The sequence below is a fragment of the Vibrio sp. 2134-1 genome, assembly GCF_033339495.1.
Genome location: NZ_JAWOUS010000002.1, coordinates 314,583 through 334,079 on the forward strand (window position 1 = coordinate 314,583; position 19,497 = coordinate 334,079).

Sequence of the window (19,497 nt, forward strand, 5' to 3'; positions counted from 1 at the left end):
CATTTATTAACTTATCAATACATAACTTACTTCATATGACAAAAACAAATTTTTTCCCAAATAACTCAAACTATACTCAATATTAAATTTCATGTCAGTTGAATAAATCGCACACATTGGATTAAAATAAAACATAGGAACACTATTTTAATTTACGCCCATGAATAATGGGAACGCACTCCATGAGTGCGGGCATAAGAATAACCACAGTGGTTCCACTAAATTACAAAACACGGAAACAAGCCAGTACTATTTATTTCTCGTTCCTCGAAATTAATTAGCAGCTTGTCCTGCGGAGCTTCCTTGCTAGTGCTGCGGTGCTCGAACCTTGCGGTTCTGCGCTCGTCGCTCCGCTCCTAGTACCACTAATAAAAATAATAAAGGTAACAAGTATGAATATTTTCGATCTAAGTATCAGAAAAAGACTAGAAAAAATGAGCAAAGCTGAACTTATTGAACAACGTCAGCTTGTGTTCGAAGAACGAGGCTTGTATCGCCATCTACGTGATTCTGAAGAAAAGCTTCAAGCCTTAGAGCTTATTGAACAATACCTCAATAAACCTAGCCGTGGTAGACCACGAAAACTAGCAGAAGCCAAATGCAGTGAACAAGTTAAAATAAATATAACCCCGCAAGAAAGAGCTGACCTTGAGTACCGTAGAACAAAGCTAGGCTACAAACACCTATCCACTTACATGCGTGATATCACTCTGAACCTTACACCAGCTCTGCAAGTCAGCCAGATTGAGAGGCCCAGCGTTGATGAATGTGTTCTTGAATCTATCAATGAAGATATCCAGTTCTCAAGCGTTCAACTGATGCATGCCCTGCAAGAGAATGTTTTAGATAAAGAAACAGTAAACCTTATCATCGAATACCTATCACTGATTCAACAAAAACTTGCTGAGCGAGAGCAACAAGAGCTGGGTGAATACAACTCAGATTTCGCTTTGATGCTTGCTAATAGGCATTTGACCCAAGAGCAGCTTCAAAAACTCGCTGACTTCAAAGAACTGCGCGAAGAAGCAACTTACATGTAACCAAGGGGCGACTATGTCGCTCCCTTCCGACCCCGTCGGGTCGAACCTACCGATTCTACTCACCACATTACAATTATAAAAAGGTGTAACGATGGCTATTCACAAGATTTTCAAGACGAAAACGCCAAACAAAAAACAATCCATCGAAGAGCAGTCTGCTGCACCACTAGCTACGCGGCAGGCACAACCAAAGATCTACAGCAATGTATCCTTGTCGAATACGCTTCTGGCAAGTTCAAGCCTCATGAAGAAGAAAACATCATTAGTGAAAAAACCGAATTCCTAATGGCTTACAACATCTCATCACCACTCCCTATCTTAAAAACGCCCAACTTCAAGGTTCACGAGATGAATTGGTCTGACATCGGTCGTGAGATAGCAAATTATAAAAGCAAGACTGGCCTGCAGAAACCCACCAGCCACCGAATGATATCTCTTCAGAAAGGTGAGCAGCTTAGCCATAAACAATAGCGCAAGCTCGTGAAGAAGTATATGCGTAGAATGGGACTTCAACACACAAAATATGTTGTGTTTATTCACCATGACACTGACCATAGCCATATCCACATCAACTGCGGAGCCATAGATGTCAAAACAAAGAAAGTCGTTAACGAATGGCAGAACCACCCTAAAGCCACGATGGTCATGCGTGAAATTGAAAAGGAATTTGGACTCGGTAGCGTCGCCAATCCAGGCGATAAGATTAACGAAAGGGATGAGAACTATAAACTAAAGCCCATTCGCATCACACCAAACCAAAAAGTTAAAGGGGGCGATAAAGCCCAAACACGACGCAAGCTAGACTTTGTTCTTGAACAAAACAGGCTTCTTAATGCAAAGCCAACCCTCCCAGTTTTTCTAGAGCAGTTAGAAGCCGTTGGTGTGCAAGCTAGGCTTAGTTACAAATCTCAAACAGACAAGCTACCCAACGGTATGTCCTATCGTTTAAGTAAGCCCAATAAATCACGAAACAAGACTAACAGGCCAGCCTTGTACTTTCCTTCTTCAAAGATGGGACACAGCAACGCATACTCCCTAAAAAACTGCTGAATAACGGTCGATTTACAATGACCGAAAGTGACAGTCAAAGCCTTAAACAGTTAAATATTCTTGAATCTAAGCGTGCTTATGCCATTGTTAAAGGCCCAACCCAGACCATAGAGAATGAGCACGGTCATCTTCTGAGTCATGATGACCGCCACTGCAATGTGGTGCTTCGCTTCAGAGCGAGAGATTTCACAAAAAACAATAAAGCTCTCAAGTACTCACGCCTCCGCACTTACCTTCAACTTTACAACGAGGGCGGTTCCAGGGAATACGACTCCAAGCTTCATGCCTTTGTTTTCAGGGTGAAAATCAATCAAAAATGGCATAAGGAACGCTACAGCAAATCTTGGTTCAATTCTCCCAAAATGACTCGTGATGAATTCTTTGCATTAGTCAATCAACATCTGGCAGAGCTATTGATTGAGTTCATTGAATCATTGCTGCATATGTTGGGCTTTTGTTCCCCTTACTATTGAGGCAGAAAGCCATCTGGGAGACTACAAAGAGCAACAAGACTTCCAGTTAAGGCGCGACGACGGACTACACACCGTCCACACCATCCCCCAGATTCTGAATGCTATACAAGATGCAAACGCAAGCGGACATATCGAACGCTACTTAGAGATGTGCGAGGAGCAAGGGCTAGCTCTAACCTTAAAGAGTAAACTCTAGCTTACTAATTTTAGTCAACTTATTATGGTTCTTAATCAGAATAATAAGTTGACTAAAAATATTTTTTAAATATAAGTAAATTAATTACCAAACAAACTAATGCAAATAAATCACTAACTTAGCAATCCAAGTATGAAAAAAACCACGAATTAATATTTAATAGTAAAAATATGTAAAATAACTTTATATTGCTTGGAAAAACAAGAGCTTACTATTTAAATAACCTTACTAATAAATATAATAAAAAGGACAACTTATGATCAGTGTAATTGAAGCAAATAAAATCATTTCCGACATGAGAGAAGAAAACGCAAATACTGCAAACATTAAGGTATGGTATCAATTGCGTCTACCACGTGATAACGGTAAGTCTATATCAGTAAGAGGAACTGTTATTGATAGAGACTCTGTCGTCTCATTTGACGTTATCTTCCAGATCCCATTGGATACCGCTACTAAGATACCAAACTCAAAGTACGACATAGAGCGTAGATACGCCACAGAGCACTTTCAACCACACATCATGTCTCTAAAAGACAGCTACTTCGAGAAAATTCAGGTGTATCTCAAACTTGCAGTCAAAGAAAACCTCGAACGCGTGGCAAACATTGAACGAGGGACTGTTACTCTCGAAAACGGCGATACCATTCATCAGTTCGCTGCCCCGATCCACCATTTGTGTGAAACTATTGGTCAAATTGAACGTGCCGACGGCAGTCGCACAACTGATTCAAGAGGATTAGAGCTAAAAGAGTATGAAGCCGAGGACATTCAGCAGGCCTTGGCCCTTCTAGAGTCGATACTGTCTAACATGGGCTACGGCTATAGAAGCTTTAATGTAGAGAAGTACCAAAATGATGAGCTCGCCAAATTCATGGACAAAAAGTATGACATGGGTCGAACGATTGGAGGTCTGGGCAAGAAGGAGAAGCAATCTAAGTTCGAGCAAGACTGCATGGCCCGTTTCACTATCTGCGACGAAAGTTTATTGACGCCGCTTTCAGAAAACGCCACTTCCAACACCACATCTCGCGTTAGAGCAACCTTTGAAGCGTTAAGAGGAAGAGCCGTAAAGTAGGGACAAAGTCTAAGTCATGACAATGCTTGGGGCTCTTTCGAGCCCCTATTTCACACCGCGCGTAGCTTATTTTGGACAGAACCTTATTGGCTTAATTTGAATATTACGCCCTGTCAAGGTGTGAGAAACGCAACACCGATGCCGCCTTAACCACTAAAACCAGCGCATAGTAAAAAATGCCGCGCGTGCTGAAATCCCTCTTGAACAATTTGCTAGCCCGATACCCGACTAATACATATACCCTAACCAGTTTATATGACCAACAGCCCAAGTTTTACCGCTAATCGGTTTAACATACAAATCATCGACTTGATCAACTGCAACGCCATCATTCTTATGATCATGTATTCGCAACCAAGAGCTTAAAGAACTAAGACGAAGATAACCATTACCATAACAAAAGTATCTAAATCGGAGATTAAATTAATAAAGTCGATCTGTTTGCTTGAGGCATACTCGCTGAGTTGAGACAACATGGCAGTTCCAATACCATTTCTTTGAGGTGATTGTTCAACATAAAAGTCACTAACGCCCAATATTTGTAAATTTCATCGCCGACGCTAACAACTCTATAGTCCAGCCCCATGTCACCAACCAGTTGATCATCTCTGTACTTTAAAGCCCTCATATACGGGAGTTGCTTATAGTAAGAACGAGTTACTTGATGTTCAGGAAACGACTTGTTTCTGAGGACTTCAATTGAGTTATGCTACTCTTTAGATAACTCTATTTCTGGGGAAGTATCCATATTTTACTTTTGAGGGCTAACGCCGCGTTAAGTAATGAGCAACACTGCCACTGAGCCTAAACCACTATGGACGTAAACGCTAAATTTAAAAGAAACCTAAATGCCATGCATTGCGCATCTGCCTTAAATACTTTTTTAGTGCTTTGAACGGCGACCAAATGCCCACCTAAAACAATCAATCAATAGCAAAGGTATCGCTGTAATCAAGTTTGAATACGTGTATTCTTCTGATACATATAAAAAATTTGATCTATATTTCTCTACAGCCTCTTTTGGAGTAGCGGCAAAAATGACATCTCCTGAGACCTCAAACCCCTGCTTAAATAATATTTCTTTTTCATCGAGAAAACTGTTTGTGCCCATATCTAGAAATGTAAACGCTTTATCATTGGTATCGGGCTTACTATAAAACTGAAATTTTGACATTAAAAATCCTTATTCTTGATTTTTAGCGAGAGCACTAGCGCCGCTTAAGTGGTGAGCAACGCAATACCGAAGCTCACGTAACCACTTTAAACACTAAAATCGAGGCACAGTAAAAATACCACACGCTGGGAATCACTCTTAAATGCTTTGTTATACCTATGTTCAAGGGTGCTTCATAACCCTGTGGTCAACATTATCTTCTTGCAAGTTTTCAGCTAAACCCATTTCACCAACTACGAATAATACATTCCCTATAGCCGAGAAGGTTTCATTACCCGTTCTTTCTGGAAAGTCCCCTGCTTTACTAACACTTTTTTCTGCAATAATATTTTTACAAACAACACTGGAACAGCCTACTTCTTTTTCGTCAACAGGCGTGGTAATCCGAATATCGTTAGCTAAGCTACCTATAGAAAAACTGCTAATTAAACCGATAACTATAAACTCAGATTTCATGACAACAACCAATACATTCACAAGACCAATCAAATTAAAGCACTTATTAGCACGAATTGTTCAACGTGAAAAGGCAAAACTTCCTGTTAAGGTGTGAGCAATGTAATACAAAAGCCGCGGCACACCGCCTTAAACACTAAAACTGATTTAAACCAAAAATGTCGAGCGTTGCGAATCTATTTAAATTGTTTGTTATACAAATTTAGCTGACATCTTTTATGTAACTAATTTTACCATTTTGAAACTCAAAGTATGTTCGACCTTTTAACTCCAAAACCTGCCCCGCTTTGAGACCGTTAGGTAGGTCTATTGCCAAAGTCCCCATATACTCAATGTTGACCGTCGCTGCCATTTCCAACATCTCCGTAGCTAGCACAACTTGCTGATGAGCACTAAAAATCTTTGCCGACTCAGAAGCCAAGCTTTCAAACTCAACTTTGCCGTTTGAACGAGCGGTAATTTCTCCATTTGACTCATTCTCGAACACTACACCATCGTCAAGAAGATCGAGTAATCCAACCACATCAAAAGCATTGTAGCTACTGACATAAGATTCTATTAATTCGATTTTTTCACTATCTAACATGTTAATTCCCCTCATTTTCACAACGCCCTGTTAAGGTGTGAGCAACGCAATACCGATGCCCCCACATACAACCTAAACACCAAACGTAACGCATAGTAAAAATGCCACGCGTTGCGAATCCCTCTTGAACAGTTTGTTATGTTGCTAGTTGAAGAGCTCATTGAAGACATCTATTGATAATGCCCAACCCAGCTCTTTTTGAGGCATTCTATTAATTTTTGCGGTGATCTGCGCTACATCACAATGCTCAAAACCGCCATCTGAATATATGAAATCTTGGTACAACGACATTTTATCGTTAACGTGACCAAGTAACTTTCGACTGTCAGTTTTGGTAAAGCTAATATTCGGCTCTGCATTTCCAAACGAAGAAAGAATCTCATTTGGAGCATTTTCAAGCTCTAGTAAGGTCAACAACCCACTTTTGAAAGCTTCATTAAAATGCTTGAATTCTGACTTTTTGAAACCGATAAGCACAAAAGACATCAGAGTTTTCTCTTCCATGAAAAAGAGACATTTTCGACGCTCTTGAGTAAATGTATGCATATACCAATTACCGAGAATATGATGTTCGCTTTCAATATCTGACATGTCTTGGGGTCTAAGACCCAGCAAGTCTTGTGATTTCTTAGTGCAGCGCAATTGATACATGATTCGATTTCTCTCGGGATAATAACGATTTATGTAACATTAGATCATATCGAAAGCTCATTGCAGCATAACGCCGCGTTAAGGGGTGAACAACGCAAACCACCCTACCTAAAGCATTGTGCCGTAAACACTACTGCCGACTCAAACTGAAAATGCCAAGCGTTGAGAATCCCTCTTAAATGCTTTGTTATGCTCGTTCCAATGCATTTTATTGCTTTGATTTTTAGAGATTAATTTATTTTTGATTACGCAGGCTTACCAATTTATGATCTACGCACGCAATTCAGGGTGACTTAAAATGAAATATAAAAACGTAATCAAAATCTCAGCTACTGGTACACGTGGTAAAGTTAAAGGCTTAGAGTTTGTCGCAAAGCAGAACCTTGATGGTCATTATGTGCTAAATAAAAAGATTCATACGCCAACTGACTCAAACAGGACAAACAAGGCAAAAAATAAGGTTTGTGTTCCAACACTCACTGAGGCCGCCAACCTACTTTCAACAGGTGAATACTTAATCAACTTAACCTGTACTAATCCTATCGGTGGGCGAGCTCTACGCGAATACAACAAAGTAAAGATTATTGAAGCCTAGAGCTAATATCGGATAAGGATGTCATTATCCCCTCCAAAGAGCATAACGCTTTCTATGCGGCTTTTAGCCCATTTCATATTCCTATTATGTAACCTTTTTAATACCATACCAACAATCTAATCAATAGGTTAATGAAAGTTAAAAGAAATTAGATTGTATGATGCCTCATAGTTTCAGAATAATAGTGTTACCCTAACTCCTTCGGATAACTTTTGATAGGGGAAATTACTAGGCTCAAAGTCACGCTTTGATGTTTCCTACTTCAGCTTCACCACCCCGAAATGCCCTTAACCTCTTTCCTCGGGATCATTCGATAGTCTCCAAGCTTCCAATCGTCGACAAATACGTCGAATTCGTCTTTTCCTAGGTACTCAATAGGACGAGCGGTCAGATACTCACTCTGTCTAGCTTCTGCCGACACCAGTTCATAATGAGCTTTTAAGTCACCGAAACTCAAAGCTTTCTCGACCAACTAGTAAGACGTAACCGCCTTGCACATCAGCACGCTTTTCTCAGAAAAGCTCCCGTGAAGGACATCAACTTCATCTCGGCCTGCTCTTAAGTCATCAAGACGTCTCTTTAGTTAACCATATATTTCCATCTCTTCATCAAACTGAAACACTGGGTAAAGATGCCAATCGTTTATATCTATATACAGCCCTTTTCGACTCCCCTCTTCGACCACCTCATCAGTGCAAAACTCGATCTCAATAAGCAGGTTCTTAACCGCGGTAAGTCGCCTTTGATCTAATTCCATCACTACGTTTGTCCTCATATATTCTTGATTATCAGAAACATAGGAACAAACCTTCAAATCACATAATTAAATTTGCTGAGATATTAGGCCGACAGTTTACACCCACTTGCCAAAATGACTTTTCACACCAAATAATACTGTTCACTTACACAGTATTATTTATGAGAGTTATTCCAATTAGCGCACATGCTGGCATCACTGGATTTAGTCTCCAGCTACTGAATACATTCAACTCTCTAGATCTAGACGAACTGCTAGTAGAGCATCCCAATGCAACCTTCATCGGGCGAGCATGTGGTGATTCCATGCAAGGGCTAGGTATATTTGATCAGGATTTGCTGATCGTTTTCGACATATAGATGTTAAACAGAACGACGTTATTGTCACAAACCTCAATGGTGAATTCATATTCATCGCAAGCGGCTATTATCGGCACACAGTAAGTATCAACCAACCCTGATTACCGAATGTGACTCATTTTCGTTAGAAGGTGTAGTCATCAGATCCATACGTTGTCATCGACCAAGTAACCTGCTGAGAGCAAAAATAATGTATGCCTTAGTCGATTCGAACTCATTTTATTGTAGTGCTGAGCAAGTTTTCCGTCCCGACTGGCGAGGTAAGCCCGTCGTTGTTCTTTCCAATAGCGACGGGGGGCGTGGTGGCTGCAAATCGACAAGCCAAAGAAGCAGGCATTGAGAAGTTCAAATCATTCTTTCAAGTTAAAGCACTTTGTGAGCAGAAAGGAATCATTACCTTATCATCCAATTACGAATTGTACGCAGACCTGTCGTCCCAAATGATGCAAGTTATTAGTCGACTCGCTCCAGAACAACACATGTAAAGTATCGATGAATCTTTCCTATCATTAGAACGTTGTTACCCTGCCATTCCATCCTTGAAAACGCATGGAATGAACCTGAGGCGATCGATGTGGAGAGAATGTCGCTTACCCGTTTGTGTTGGCTTTTGCCCAACTCTTGCCTTGCTAACTGTGTCCATCCCTGGCACATCGGTGGCGACATCAAAGATAGCAGTAAATGATTGCTACAAACACCAGAAAGCTTTTTAGCTCGTTTCAGCGTTGATGTTCGTGTAATGAATGAAGTGGTATCGATAAATTGTCAAGACAAATACCTAGGACCAATGATTTATCATTCCCAAGGCGGTGGTACGCCAGACAGAGAACATATTTTCGACCTTGAGCAAATCCATCGAACTCGTACTGGTTTAGTGAGCTACGACGATTACAACTCTCTCACGCAAAAAATTCCGCAAGAAACAAACGCTGATGAAGGCCCAAACTTTGATTTGCGGTGCTACGACTATCTTAGTCGCTACACAACACCATAATTAGGGCAGCAACGTGTAACGGAGTGGATGTCTGAACACACGGCGGACAGCCATCAAATTGAAGCTGCGAGCGATGAGCCAACAACGGAGGAACGGGCATGTTTAAGTACCTAGACCATCGAGATGGTCAGAACAAAACGAAGACGTTGACGAAGGAAGATATGATATTACGGTTCGTGAGTCGTATCCCTCGGCACCATTTTAAAATGGTGCGTTACTACAGTTTTCTGTCCAATAGAAAAACTTCCTCTGGTGTATTTAGCCTTAGGAAAGAAGAGTACGAATCAAGCAGATCCTGCTCACGTATACCTTTTTGTCGCATGCAAACCCGTTAATTGAATTGCACATCCAAGTTATCAAAAAGCACCAAAGACACATCAAAATAGAACATGCTTTCTTTATGTCGGCAAGAACCGTGAGATTGCTTATACGAACAGACATTTTGCCAAGTGAATAACCCTAACCATCACGATATAATTGCTTTGTTTTTCAAGCAGGTCCGATACGCCCATTGATATTTCTAAGCTAACCGAATGGTTAAAGGCGTACTCTCCTCCCCTGAACAAGACGATATCGTTTGACCGCCACCTGTGCGGTTTGAAGTAAACTCAGTGGGAACGTTTTTCCTCATGAGTGAGCACAACTTATAGCAAACAAATACAGATGGAAGTGAATATGTGGACTGCTAACGAATTGGCATCATCTTTAAATGAAACTAAGTTCATCCCTACAGTGATCGGTGAATCTTCTCTTTCTGTTGTTTTAAAAGAGCATCAAGACTTAGCAATTGCTGTTGTCATAAACGGAGAATACATGACCGCTGAGGCAGTGCTGGCCTCGGTCGATCAGGTTAAGGATCCAGCAAAACTGAATTATTGCTTATTGAAAGCAGCAAAGCTGTTGCCTTTATCTAGTTTCGCCTTGGAAGAGATCGATGGCGAAGAATGCTATGTGATTTTAGGTGAGACATTGTCTAACACGCCTATCGAAGGCGTAGAGAAAGAGCTTAATAAACTGGCTATCAACGCGTTTGAAGTCGCGCAGCTGATTACTGAGCATAATCAGCAAAACTAATTTCAGGAGAAATACACCGTGAGTTTGTTTAAAAAATTATTTGGACTTGGCGAAGCCGTAGCCAAGAAAGCAGAAGAGGCTATCGATGACCGCTATGGCGTAGAAATTCATGAGTCGAATATTGCTCGTGCTCGTAAACGTCTAACTGGCGCAAAACAGAAAGTCGATGAGTGCGAGGCAAAAAACCGTGTCCAAAAACGAGACCTTGAAGCTTACGAGTCTCAAGTAGAAGGTTATGAAGCGAGTTTGGCAGACATCAAACAACGCCATGACAACGCTAAAGCAGCTGGTGATGAGCAAAAAGCAACAGAATTCCGAGCTTTAGGCCTAGAAATTCATAACGAGATCAAGTCACTAAAAGCGAAGTATACGCCACAGATTGAAGCATATGAGTTCACGCTAGATACAATTAAAGAAAATCGCACTTTGATTGTAGAGATGGAAAATGAAATCCAAGCAGAAGAGCAACTGATTGCAAACTATCGTGCGAATGCTGAGCTAATTAAAGTTCACAAAGCACAAACAGAGCTTGCAGCAGAGATTAAAGGCGTATCTGTAGCTGGCGGCGGTGCCGTGTCAAAACTCGCCCGACGTCAAGAAGAAGAAAGAGAACTCATTCGACTGCAACGTGAACGTAAGAACGCTTCATCAAATAGCCTACAAGATAAAATCGACGCAGCGACAACCGATGATGACGGTTTAGGTTGGTGATTCAATGTTTTTACATCGTCCATTGCTAGTGAGTTTCTTGCAAAGGATGGTGGGAAATACAACGTGGCGAGTACTCCTCGCCACCTATTTCATTCACTACCTTTTTACATGGGCAATGCTCGCCGCATTCAGTGAACCGCTGACCCAAAACTTTATTGATTATACCTATTGGTACAGTGTCTCAATGAGCACAGTTGGCTTCGGGGATATCTCACCAGTAACGCCTGGAGGCCGGTTGTTCTATGCATTGATTATCGCCCCTACTGGTATTTTGCTATTTGGCTCAGCGCTGGCGAAGTTAGGCGAATTGTACTTAACACTGAAAAAAAGATTTGTAGCAGGAACAATTGACGTGAGCGATCTCAGTAGACATATCATTGTCTTTGGTTGGATACCACAACGCACGGCTAAGCTGACAAAGCTTCTCCAAGCAAATAAGAAAAAATCGTCATCGTTTCTGATGAAAAAGGTTTAGAGCATCCTCTGATGAACACCGATATTCTCTATGTAAATGTTGAGAACTATGTTTCTGTTAAAGAGCTAAAACGACTGGGTTTGGAAAAGTGCGATAGCATTATCGTAAACACGGGTATAGATGCAGTTAACTATTTAACTGCAGTTGCCGTCGATCACTACCTAGAGCGTATTGGATCCAACGCCCATATCGTAGTCTATTCAGAGTGTGAGGACATTCAAGCTCTGTTAGAAGGCGCGAGTGGCCGCACTGAGATTATCAATATTCATGACGAACACCTACTTTCACGCTCAGCAATGTTCCCTGGTAGCAGCTCTTGCACAGAGGCGCTGCTTAACCCTGCTTTTTTAGCAACACATTTCACACTTAAACTCCCCATTCAAATGCGAGAAATGGCTTTCTCTGAATTGTCGGCAATCCTTAAGCGAGAGCTAAAAGTCATCTCGATAGGCTTTTCCAAAAAGAGTGACAAGCTAGGGCGAAATTTGCAGCTCAACCCCGATGATGATGCCATGGTCAGCGGTGGTGATTTTATTCATTACATCGCAAACCAAGAGATCCAGAAAATTGAAACTCATTTGAAGAATTATTTATGTTAAGAAAACTCAAAACACTTTTTGAATTAAAAACTAATCCTGATCTCGTTGAAAACACGAAATGTGAAACAGCGACTTTAGGTATAGACCTCCAAAAACTTATCACTGTTGATTATCCGATGCTTCGTTTCACGCCTGAACTAAAGTTTCAGATTGGTTCTGAGACGAAAAAAGTGACCGGTAAATCTAGCCACAATGAAAGAGGTGAACATACGCATCGTTTCTATACCGAAGACGATTACTTCTTTCAGTTTAACTTTTTTGGCGAAAACAAAATTGACAACCTTATCGACATTATGCTGTTCAAATATCAATTAGATGCCGGAGACGAGTTTTGTTCGAAGAGTGATAAAGCAACAGAAAACTACTGGCGAAACATAATTGAAGAAAGTGAAATATTTTCTTTTGAAGGCGCTGAATATCACCGATTAACGGGTGTGCTTGGTGGCCTAGAAGTCGTGGAAGTCATCGGCGATGACTTAAACACTATTGACAATAACTTCGCTGTATTCTTTCGAGATATAACCGCGCAAATGCAAGAGATCGTCATTGTCAATGTCGAGCAAGAAGTCGTGGTTAACGACAACCACGATATTGTTCACCGAGGAAATTACATCTGCTCCATCGCACTTGGCGTTTCCATACCTCTCACACAGTTAACTATTAATCACCAACAAGGATAACTCTAGATGTTCAACTCCTATGAATTTAATGTAATGCAATCCCTTTCTGGGCTAATTCCTTTCATTGCATATTTTGGCCTTTCGTTACTGATGGTTATTGTTTTCGCTTTTGTATATACCAAATTTACACCTCACGACGAGTTTGCATTGATAAAACAAAACAATGAAGCAGCAGCGATTTCGTTTGGCGGTGCCCTTTTAGGTTTCATTTTAGCGTTGACTGCTGCCTCAAAAGTATCAGTAAACTTGATAGACTTTGCGATCTGGGGTGTGGTTGCAATGGTTGTTCAAATTTCCGTATTTGCTTTGGTTCGTCTCACTCTTCCCACTATTGTTGAGCGTATCAACGCAGGTGAAAAAGCTAAAGCTATTTTGCTTGCTAGCATTTCAATTAGTGCTGGTCTCATCAACGCAGCTTCAATGAGCAACTAACCAGCATAGGTGCAAACAATGAAAAAGTCTCAGATTGCGTTGGTGGGTGGCGCTGGTTTCATTACCGGCATGACTGTAATGGCCACAGTACATAGCTCCTCTCACCAATACGACAACACCATAACGCCCTCGCCTGATCAAATTCAAAATGCTGTTGATGACGTTCTTTTAACACTGAATAACGAAGATATCGAACTCAAAGAGTTTCTGGCTGAAATTCAAAAGATTCATCCCGAAGTTGTAGGTGCACGATACGGTTACCTCAATAACGTGAAGTATCTGTACGTCGCGGTACTGAACGTCAAAGGTGACACGAAGAGTGGCGTGACTGAATATATTATTCAACTGGATAAGACCCATTCCGGAAAAGCCAACTCACAACTCGCTCGAGAGTTGAGCAGTCAGTCAAATTGCGAACCCGGCTATCTTTTTGATGACGACGACAACGAGTGTTATCGCCACGTCTCGAATTATTCGAGTTGGAATAGCTACTCGCGTACGTCTTACTCAACGATGGATAGCTACAGCACGACAACGTCCAAAGAGAAACGGATCTACAGTGCGCAAACTGTTAAAAAAACATCTGCCGAGCGTGCCGCTGCAATCAAAGCAAAAGCATCATCCGACAAGACACTATCTCAACAACGTCAAGCGTTCTCAACAAAACGTTCTTCCAGCCGCAGTAGCTCGATGGGTTTCAGTTCATCTCGCTCGTGGGGTGGATAGTTTCATCTCAGGAAATAAGGGGGGGGGCTCCCCCTTCATGCACACAAATATGCGTAAAATACTATTACCCGTGACACCAGATTACTTCGCTCTGGAAGCAGAGTGCCCCCGCACATCTGCGATCGCATTGATTCATGGTGGCAATACTTCTTTAACGCCATTGGAAGACGAGTTTGTTTTTCCTGAGAATAAGGATGCCCAAACCCCTTTCTATCGCTTTACACGAGAGGAGGTTAAAGCCATCAACATTGCTTCCGAGCAGGTTTACAATCTACTCGTCAATTCTCTAGACTTTCTTTTTTCTGAAGCCTACAAATCCCTAATTCCAACCTTTTATGGAAGGGAATTCATCGAACAGTTTCCCGAGTTTGTTGAGTATGCCATCCATACCTATGAGCAAAATCATGAGGCAATCTACGGCAGATTTGATATCGCCTATGATTTTGAGAATGGTAAGGTTTTAAAGTTCTACGAAGGTAACTTAGACACTCCAACGATGTATTATGATTCTGTGATTATGCAGGATCATTTGGTTACTAAGCTCGATCAGGCAAACGACCAATACAATCTACATTATGAAAACTTGACTAAGACTTTAGACCGAGTGATAGGTAAATCGCCCAAGCGTGTGGCTTTCTTATGTGATACAAAGTTGACTGAAGACTGTATCACTACAGAACTGCTTTTCCATGCATTTAACGAGCAAACCGAACATTTGGTCCAGTTCTCCGACATCAATAGGCTGGTTTATGATTTCTCCCTAAATCGAAGTACGTGGTTACTTGACGATTTAGAGTTAGATTACATTTTCGCACTCTACCCTTGGGAAGACATGGTTCGGGACCTATATGCTGAAACGTCTAATCCCCTTTTAGAGTGGCACAAGTGGTCTAATAAAACACGTTTCATGGAGCCCGCTTGGCGATGGTTCGTCTCAAATAAGGGAGTCTGGGCATGGTTAACGTATTTAAAAGACGTGCTTGCTAAGGAAGATCGTGTAATAGAGGCTTTTGTTACTGCAAACGCTGAAGCATGGCAATACGTTATTCCATCATTCATGGAAAAGCCCCCCCACCTCTCACATTACGTAAAAAAGCCGCTCCAAGGCCGAATGAGCAACAACATTGAGTTCTATCATGATGACAAGCTCGTTCACGAAACCTCTGGATTTTACGCTGAAGATGATTTCATTTATCAAGAACTTTGCCCAACTACATCTGCAGATCAGGGCGAAACAAAAGCCATCGTTTGCTCTTGGCTCGCTCCGTGGGTAGATGGCGAAGCACTAGATATGGAATCTTCCGGTATCGCTGTGAGAGAGTTCACAGGTGAAGTACTCCAGCTTCATAAAGAACGTTTCATGCCACATATCGTTGAATAAGAAAAAGCGGCATTGTAGCTAATGCCGCTCACTGTGTACCGAGTCAACTGAAGGTGCGGGCTTGGTTCCTGAAAACGGTCATTAATTCGAGATGGCATTGTTGATCAAATCAGATAGAAGATCGACGACGCCAAGACAAGGCAGACTTACCTTTTTAATAAAAATAAATCACTAAATAGTGAGCGTAGTATGATAACTGAATCAGAACTAAATATTGCTAAAAAAATTGTTGAAGACAACGACTCTTTTTATGAAATAAAAGATGAATTGCGTGAGCACTTTGAAGATGGCGACCAATATAAGAATATACTGTGGGAACTGCACAAAAAGCAGATCCTCAATCTCGCGACTGAGATAAACTCATGGTATACACTCAGTGGGGCTTCTAATGGCTATACCATTGCTGATTGTATTGATTTATTTACTCAAGCCAGTAAAGAACCTGAAAACATCAATCGTTGGAATCAATATGGTAAAATGACCGACTACTCGGTGTCTTTGATAAAGAAGGCTCAAGGTGATGTTCAACCATTAATTGATGCGCTGCCTTCATTCTTAGAATCCATTTCTTTATCTCTCTACTTTGAATTTTTAAAAAATAAACAGATCAATGTCGATCAAACCCCTGCTTGCTTACTAACAAAAATTGCCGAGGACGTTGTTGATGATAGAGAGCAAAGCACACTAGAGGAGATGTTTGCATGCTGGCCACACCAAGACGTGTGTGACGCCATCAACATCGCTGCAACGCAAGCAAGATATATATATTCTCTGGATTTCTTAGCATTCACGTGTCACAGCATCACTCCAGAACAACTGTGCATAATTGCTGAGAATCATCGTGTCGATTATGATGACATTGCACCTTACTTCGACCAACACAGTGACGCAATTTGTCAAATAGCCTTAGCTTACCCTGTGCCACAAAATTATGATGGCCATTCACGAGCAATGGCGTTATTTCCTTGGCTTGCATTACATTTAAAAAAGCAAAATCAACAGATTGACGACGCTCGTGCGGATTACCTTGTTGAGCATTTAAGTGCTTACGACCTAAGAACAAACAGTGCTGTGTTGTCGGCATTATCAGACCAACACATGGAAAAATTCATACTTAAGCATCTGCATAAAGTAGAGCTTCTTAACCTTTTCTGTAATGAGAATGTGGCCACTCGCATGGTTCAACGTATTGTCGATTGGGGACGCTCAGAGCTTCGCATTGATAAGAAAGAGGAAAAAGGGCTGGCTGTTATTGGTACAGGTTTTCCACATGTGTTGATTTCTGCACTCCAAACCAAAAAAATCCCGCAGCGCTTTTTCCTTGTCAACGCCTTGAGTGTCTCGACGGATCCTGCTGCGATCCCTACCTTAATTGACTATCTTGATGATACCATTGAGAGCGTACGACAAGCGGCAACAAAAGGATTGCTTAAACAAGGTTCCACAGCAAGTGATGCATTATTGAATGCCTTATCTTCTCGTAAAAAAAATGTGCGCTTTCACGCGTGTGAAGCATTGCTTTCATTGGTGTCAGATCCAAGCCTGACCGACATCATCGTGAGCACAACGACGCCATTGTTCAAAAAAGAAAAAGTCGCTGAGATAAAATCATTGCTTGCCACTCTATCCGGACAAGAAAATGAGGTGAGTGTTGATACAAATCCAGCGAATACGGTGAAACAATTATTACAAGCCGTGTCTAATGATGATCATAAAACCGTTAAGCAAGCCATTAAATCCATCAAAGCCAATGCAAACTGTCGTGATCCTGAGTGTGGCTGTGACACCTCTGAAAATTGGGTGAAAAACTTCGATTCTTATGTCGAACAAATCGCCAATAACTTGCTGAGCCAACATGGTGAGCGTGCTTTAGTGGTGACACTGAGTGCCATAATTCATCACGTTTGTCCACACTATTATCAGCTAGCATTATTTAAAAAACTCATGGAACACCATGATAATAATGAGCAAAATGCACTGCTTTGCCTGACTTTTTGGGTTCAAGATATCGAGGCTGATGGCGGTTATACAGAAACCAATAAACACGCATTTCAGTTTTTCCTAGAGTATTACCAAGAGAATGCCATTAAGGCCGCGGAGATTATCTTATCCACAATGGATTCTCTGGCGATGGATCTGCTATGGTCACTCTATTTACCACTGCAATCCGCCAATACGTTAACCGTATTTAAAGCGTTCAGTCCCAATGCCTCAGCACGATCAATGGCATTAGCGCTTCAATGGTCGCCAAATGAGACGTACCCTATCATTATTGACCTATTGGCGCATAAAAAACTCGCGACTCGAAAGCAAGTGGCTGAAGCCTTATCTCAAGCCCCTATTCCAGAGGCGCTTCCGGCATTAAATAAAGCCCGAGTAAAAGAGAAAAACCATACATTAAGCCTATTGATGAACAACATCGCCATTACGATCACGCTAGCTCAGAGCGAGCTTGAAACGCAATTAGATGCCGATGCACCACTTTCAACGGATACCCTTACCCAGCTTGAAGCACTATTAAGTGAATTTGCTGGCGCACTACCAAAAGGCATCGAGCTTGAGAATTTACCATCACTTCATTGGACAACAGGTAACCCGTTACCACCAAAAGTCATGCAATGGGTGATCTCTAAATTATCAGAAGAGAGCGCGAAACAGCACTCAAGTTTATTGGTTAAGGTGATCGCACACTGTGATAACGCAGGCTTCAAACCGTTATGGGACGCCCTCTATCAACAAGCGGATGATAAATCGCGTCGCTTAGGATGGGTATTGTTCTCTGCGGCTTTACTGGGTGATGACACCTTGATGCAAGCCTACGGCAAAGATCTCGATGATGAATCACGCAACGGGGCGTCTGCCAGTGCCTTCTATAAAGTTGAAGTCTTAGCTTACCAAAGCTCTACCGTGGCACTCACTTGGCTGGATCACTGGTCACGCAAAGCCCGTAGCCAAGGATTGAAAGAGCGCTGCATTAAAGCCCTGAATCAACTGGCAAAAGAAAGAGGCATTTCTCGCGATGAGATTTCAGATCTTGTGTCTGCGGATCTCGGCTTTGACCAACAAGGAAACGCGGCTTTCCCATTTGGGGAGCGTACGCTAACGTTAACACTCTGCGATGAAGGTTCACTGATCACCAGCTTAGATGGCAAAGTGCTACAATCGGCACCAGCGACACGTAAAGACGATGATGCTGAGCTGTTAAAAGTACGCCGCGCAGAGCTGACTCAATTCCGTAAACACATCAAACAAGTGTACCGTAATGCGGTTGATCGTTTAGAGCAAGCGATGATCACCGGTCGTCTTTTCTCACCAAGCTTATTTAATCAAACATGGGGTCACAACCCACTACTCAGTTACATTGCACGTCGTGTGGTTTGGTCAATTCAGCACCAAGATAAGATCACGCTTGCTCGTCTAGACGAAAGCAACCAGTTTGTGGATATTGATGATGAAAACATTACGATAGACAACGAGAGCCTGTTCTCTGTCGTCCACCCATTAACGCTGGAAGAAGCAACGTGCATCGAGTGGAATAATCTATTGGATGATTATGAGATTGTGCCGCCTTTTGCTCAATTGTCACGCCCAACCTTTACGTTAGCCGAAGACGATCACGCGTATAAAACGATCACTCGCTATAAAAAAGAAAAATTCGGCACATCACGTATGCGCAGCTCGTTGGAAAAACGTGGATGGCGAACCGGTGAGCCTTTGGATGGCGGCTCGGTGCAATGGTTCGAAAAATACTTTGTTCAAGCCAACATCAGCGCCCTGATTTATATGGAAGAAGGCTTTTGTATGGGATCGTACGATTATGACGAGAATCAAACCATCCCACACGTTAAGTTTTTCACGGGTGATTATCATTATTATTCGGATCGCAACAATCACTTACTGGAGCTGGGTAACGTCTCCCCAATGGTCTACAGTGAAGTAATTAATGATATTGAATCAATAAAATAACCCTACATTAAACACGTTAATACATGCCATCAACTCCCTATTGG

Annotated in this window: 22 protein-coding genes and 4 pseudogenes; 19 read left to right on the forward strand and 7 right to left on the reverse strand. The window is 41.7% G+C overall.

The window, feature by feature from the left end:
- The first annotated feature begins 392 nt into the window (after positions 1–392).
- The 5 genes from R7R78_RS03775 (at position 393) to R7R78_RS03795 (ending at position 3,837) form a co-directional block, all read left to right on the forward strand.
- Complete coding sequence (locus R7R78_RS03775; RefSeq protein ID WP_225473068.1) at positions 393–1,040, forward strand: hypothetical protein; 648 nt, start codon at positions 393–395, stop codon at positions 1,038–1,040.
- Positions 1,041–1,131: 91 nt separating this feature from the next.
- A complete protein-coding gene (locus R7R78_RS03780) occupies positions 1,132–1,326 on the forward strand; it encodes a hypothetical protein (protein ID WP_225473069.1) in 195 nt (64 codons plus the stop codon).
- Positions 1,327–1,520: 194 nt separating this feature from the next.
- Positions 1,521–2,090 (forward strand): relaxase/mobilization nuclease domain-containing protein, encoded by a 570-nt coding sequence (locus R7R78_RS03785; protein ID WP_262634092.1) that lies wholly within the window; start codon positions 1,521–1,523, stop codon positions 2,088–2,090.
- A 17-nt stretch (positions 2,091–2,107) separates the two neighbouring features.
- The gene (locus R7R78_RS03790; protein ID WP_225473070.1) at positions 2,108–2,563 is read left to right on the forward strand and encodes a hypothetical protein; all 456 of its coding nucleotides are present in this window, start codon (positions 2,108–2,110) and stop codon (positions 2,561–2,563) included.
- Between the two features lie 452 nt (positions 2,564–3,015).
- Entirely contained in the window at positions 3,016–3,837 is an 822-nt protein-coding gene (locus R7R78_RS03795; protein WP_225473071.1) for a hypothetical protein, read from the forward strand.
- Between the two features lie 228 nt (positions 3,838–4,065).
- Here R7R78_RS03795 and R7R78_RS03800 read toward each other — a convergent pair.
- The 5 genes and pseudogenes from R7R78_RS03800 to R7R78_RS03820 form a co-directional block, all read right to left on the reverse strand.
- Positions 4,066–4,537: pseudogene (locus R7R78_RS03800) on the reverse strand (GNAT family N-acetyltransferase).
- Positions 4,538–4,720: 183 nt separating this feature from the next.
- Positions 4,721–5,011 (reverse strand): hypothetical protein, encoded by a 291-nt coding sequence (locus R7R78_RS03805; protein ID WP_225473072.1) that lies wholly within the window; start codon positions 5,009–5,011, stop codon positions 4,721–4,723.
- 162 nt (positions 5,012–5,173) lie between these two features.
- Positions 5,174–5,467, reverse strand: coding sequence for a hypothetical protein (locus R7R78_RS03810; protein ID WP_225473073.1), 294 nt, complete (start codon positions 5,465–5,467; stop codon positions 5,174–5,176).
- A gap of 202 nt (positions 5,468–5,669) precedes the next feature.
- Positions 5,670–6,053, reverse strand: a complete 384-nt coding sequence (locus R7R78_RS03815) for a nuclear transport factor 2 family protein (RefSeq protein WP_225473075.1) — start codon at positions 6,051–6,053, stop codon at positions 5,670–5,672.
- A gap of 144 nt (positions 6,054–6,197) precedes the next feature.
- Positions 6,198–6,704: a DUF6933 domain-containing protein gene (locus tag R7R78_RS03820; protein WP_318119321.1), complete on the reverse strand. Its 507-nt coding sequence runs from the start codon at positions 6,702–6,704 to the stop codon at positions 6,198–6,200.
- A gap of 298 nt (positions 6,705–7,002) precedes the next feature.
- Between R7R78_RS03820 and R7R78_RS03825 the strand changes: the two genes are divergently transcribed.
- Entirely contained in the window at positions 7,003–7,299 is a 297-nt protein-coding gene (locus tag R7R78_RS03825) for a hypothetical protein (protein ID WP_225473078.1), read from the forward strand.
- Positions 7,300–7,567: 268 nt separating this feature from the next.
- Here R7R78_RS03825 and R7R78_RS03830 read toward each other — a convergent pair whose 3' ends face one another.
- Both R7R78_RS03830 and R7R78_RS03835 read right to left on the reverse strand, forming a co-directional pair.
- Positions 7,568–7,756: a hypothetical protein gene (locus R7R78_RS03830; protein WP_213899862.1), complete on the reverse strand. Its 189-nt coding sequence runs from the start codon at positions 7,754–7,756 to the stop codon at positions 7,568–7,570.
- A 126-nt stretch (positions 7,757–7,882) separates the two neighbouring features.
- A complete protein-coding gene (locus tag R7R78_RS03835) occupies positions 7,883–8,059 on the reverse strand; it encodes a hypothetical protein (protein WP_225473079.1) in 177 nt (58 codons plus the stop codon).
- 158 nt (positions 8,060–8,217) lie between these two features.
- On the opposite strand from R7R78_RS03835, the pseudogene R7R78_RS03840 reads away from it, so the two are divergent.
- From R7R78_RS03840 to R7R78_RS03900, 13 genes and pseudogenes are all read left to right on the forward strand, one after another.
- Positions 8,218–8,593, forward strand: a pseudogene (locus R7R78_RS03840) (LexA family protein); the annotation flags it as partial.
- A gap of 12 nt (positions 8,594–8,605) precedes the next feature.
- Positions 8,606–9,056: pseudogene (locus tag R7R78_RS03845) on the forward strand (DNA polymerase V subunit UmuC); the annotation flags it as partial.
- 44 nt (positions 9,057–9,100) lie between these two features.
- Complete coding sequence (locus tag R7R78_RS03850) at positions 9,101–9,409, forward strand: hypothetical protein (RefSeq protein WP_225473080.1); 309 nt, start codon at positions 9,101–9,103, stop codon at positions 9,407–9,409.
- Between the two features lie 83 nt (positions 9,410–9,492).
- Positions 9,493–9,706 (forward strand): annotated as a pseudogene (locus tag R7R78_RS03855) (transposase); the annotation flags it as partial.
- A 378-nt stretch (positions 9,707–10,084) separates the two neighbouring features.
- Positions 10,085–10,483, forward strand: coding sequence for a DUF2170 family protein (locus R7R78_RS03860; protein ID WP_225473081.1), 399 nt, complete (start codon positions 10,085–10,087; stop codon positions 10,481–10,483).
- 18 nt (positions 10,484–10,501) lie between these two features.
- Positions 10,502–11,194: a hypothetical protein gene (locus R7R78_RS03865; RefSeq protein WP_225473082.1), complete on the forward strand. Its 693-nt coding sequence runs from the start codon at positions 10,502–10,504 to the stop codon at positions 11,192–11,194.
- 4 nt (positions 11,195–11,198) lie between these two features.
- Positions 11,199–11,669, forward strand: a complete 471-nt coding sequence (locus tag R7R78_RS03870) for a potassium channel family protein (RefSeq protein WP_225473083.1) — start codon at positions 11,199–11,201, stop codon at positions 11,667–11,669.
- An 11-nt stretch (positions 11,670–11,680) separates the two neighbouring features.
- On the forward strand, positions 11,681–12,268 hold the full coding sequence (locus R7R78_RS03875; RefSeq protein WP_225473084.1) for a hypothetical protein: 588 nt from the start codon (positions 11,681–11,683) through the stop codon (positions 12,266–12,268).
- The gene (locus tag R7R78_RS03880; protein WP_213899866.1) at positions 12,262–12,948 is read left to right on the forward strand and encodes a DUF2491 family protein; all 687 of its coding nucleotides are present in this window, start codon (positions 12,262–12,264) and stop codon (positions 12,946–12,948) included. The genes R7R78_RS03875 and R7R78_RS03880 overlap by 7 nt, the downstream gene beginning before the upstream one ends.
- 6 nt (positions 12,949–12,954) lie before the next feature.
- On the forward strand, positions 12,955–13,380 hold the full coding sequence (locus R7R78_RS03885; protein WP_225473085.1) for a DUF350 domain-containing protein: 426 nt from the start codon (positions 12,955–12,957) through the stop codon (positions 13,378–13,380).
- Positions 13,381–13,398: 18 nt separating this feature from the next.
- Positions 13,399–14,106, forward strand: a complete 708-nt coding sequence (locus R7R78_RS03890; protein ID WP_225473086.1) for a hypothetical protein — start codon at positions 13,399–13,401, stop codon at positions 14,104–14,106.
- Between the two features lie 49 nt (positions 14,107–14,155).
- Positions 14,156–15,487: a glutathionylspermidine synthase family protein gene (locus R7R78_RS03895; RefSeq protein ID WP_225473087.1), complete on the forward strand. Its 1,332-nt coding sequence runs from the start codon at positions 14,156–14,158 to the stop codon at positions 15,485–15,487.
- A gap of 189 nt (positions 15,488–15,676) precedes the next feature.
- The gene (locus R7R78_RS03900) at positions 15,677–19,453 is read left to right on the forward strand and encodes a DUF4132 domain-containing protein (protein ID WP_225473088.1); all 3,777 of its coding nucleotides are present in this window, start codon (positions 15,677–15,679) and stop codon (positions 19,451–19,453) included.
- Positions 19,454–19,497 lie beyond the last annotated feature (44 nt).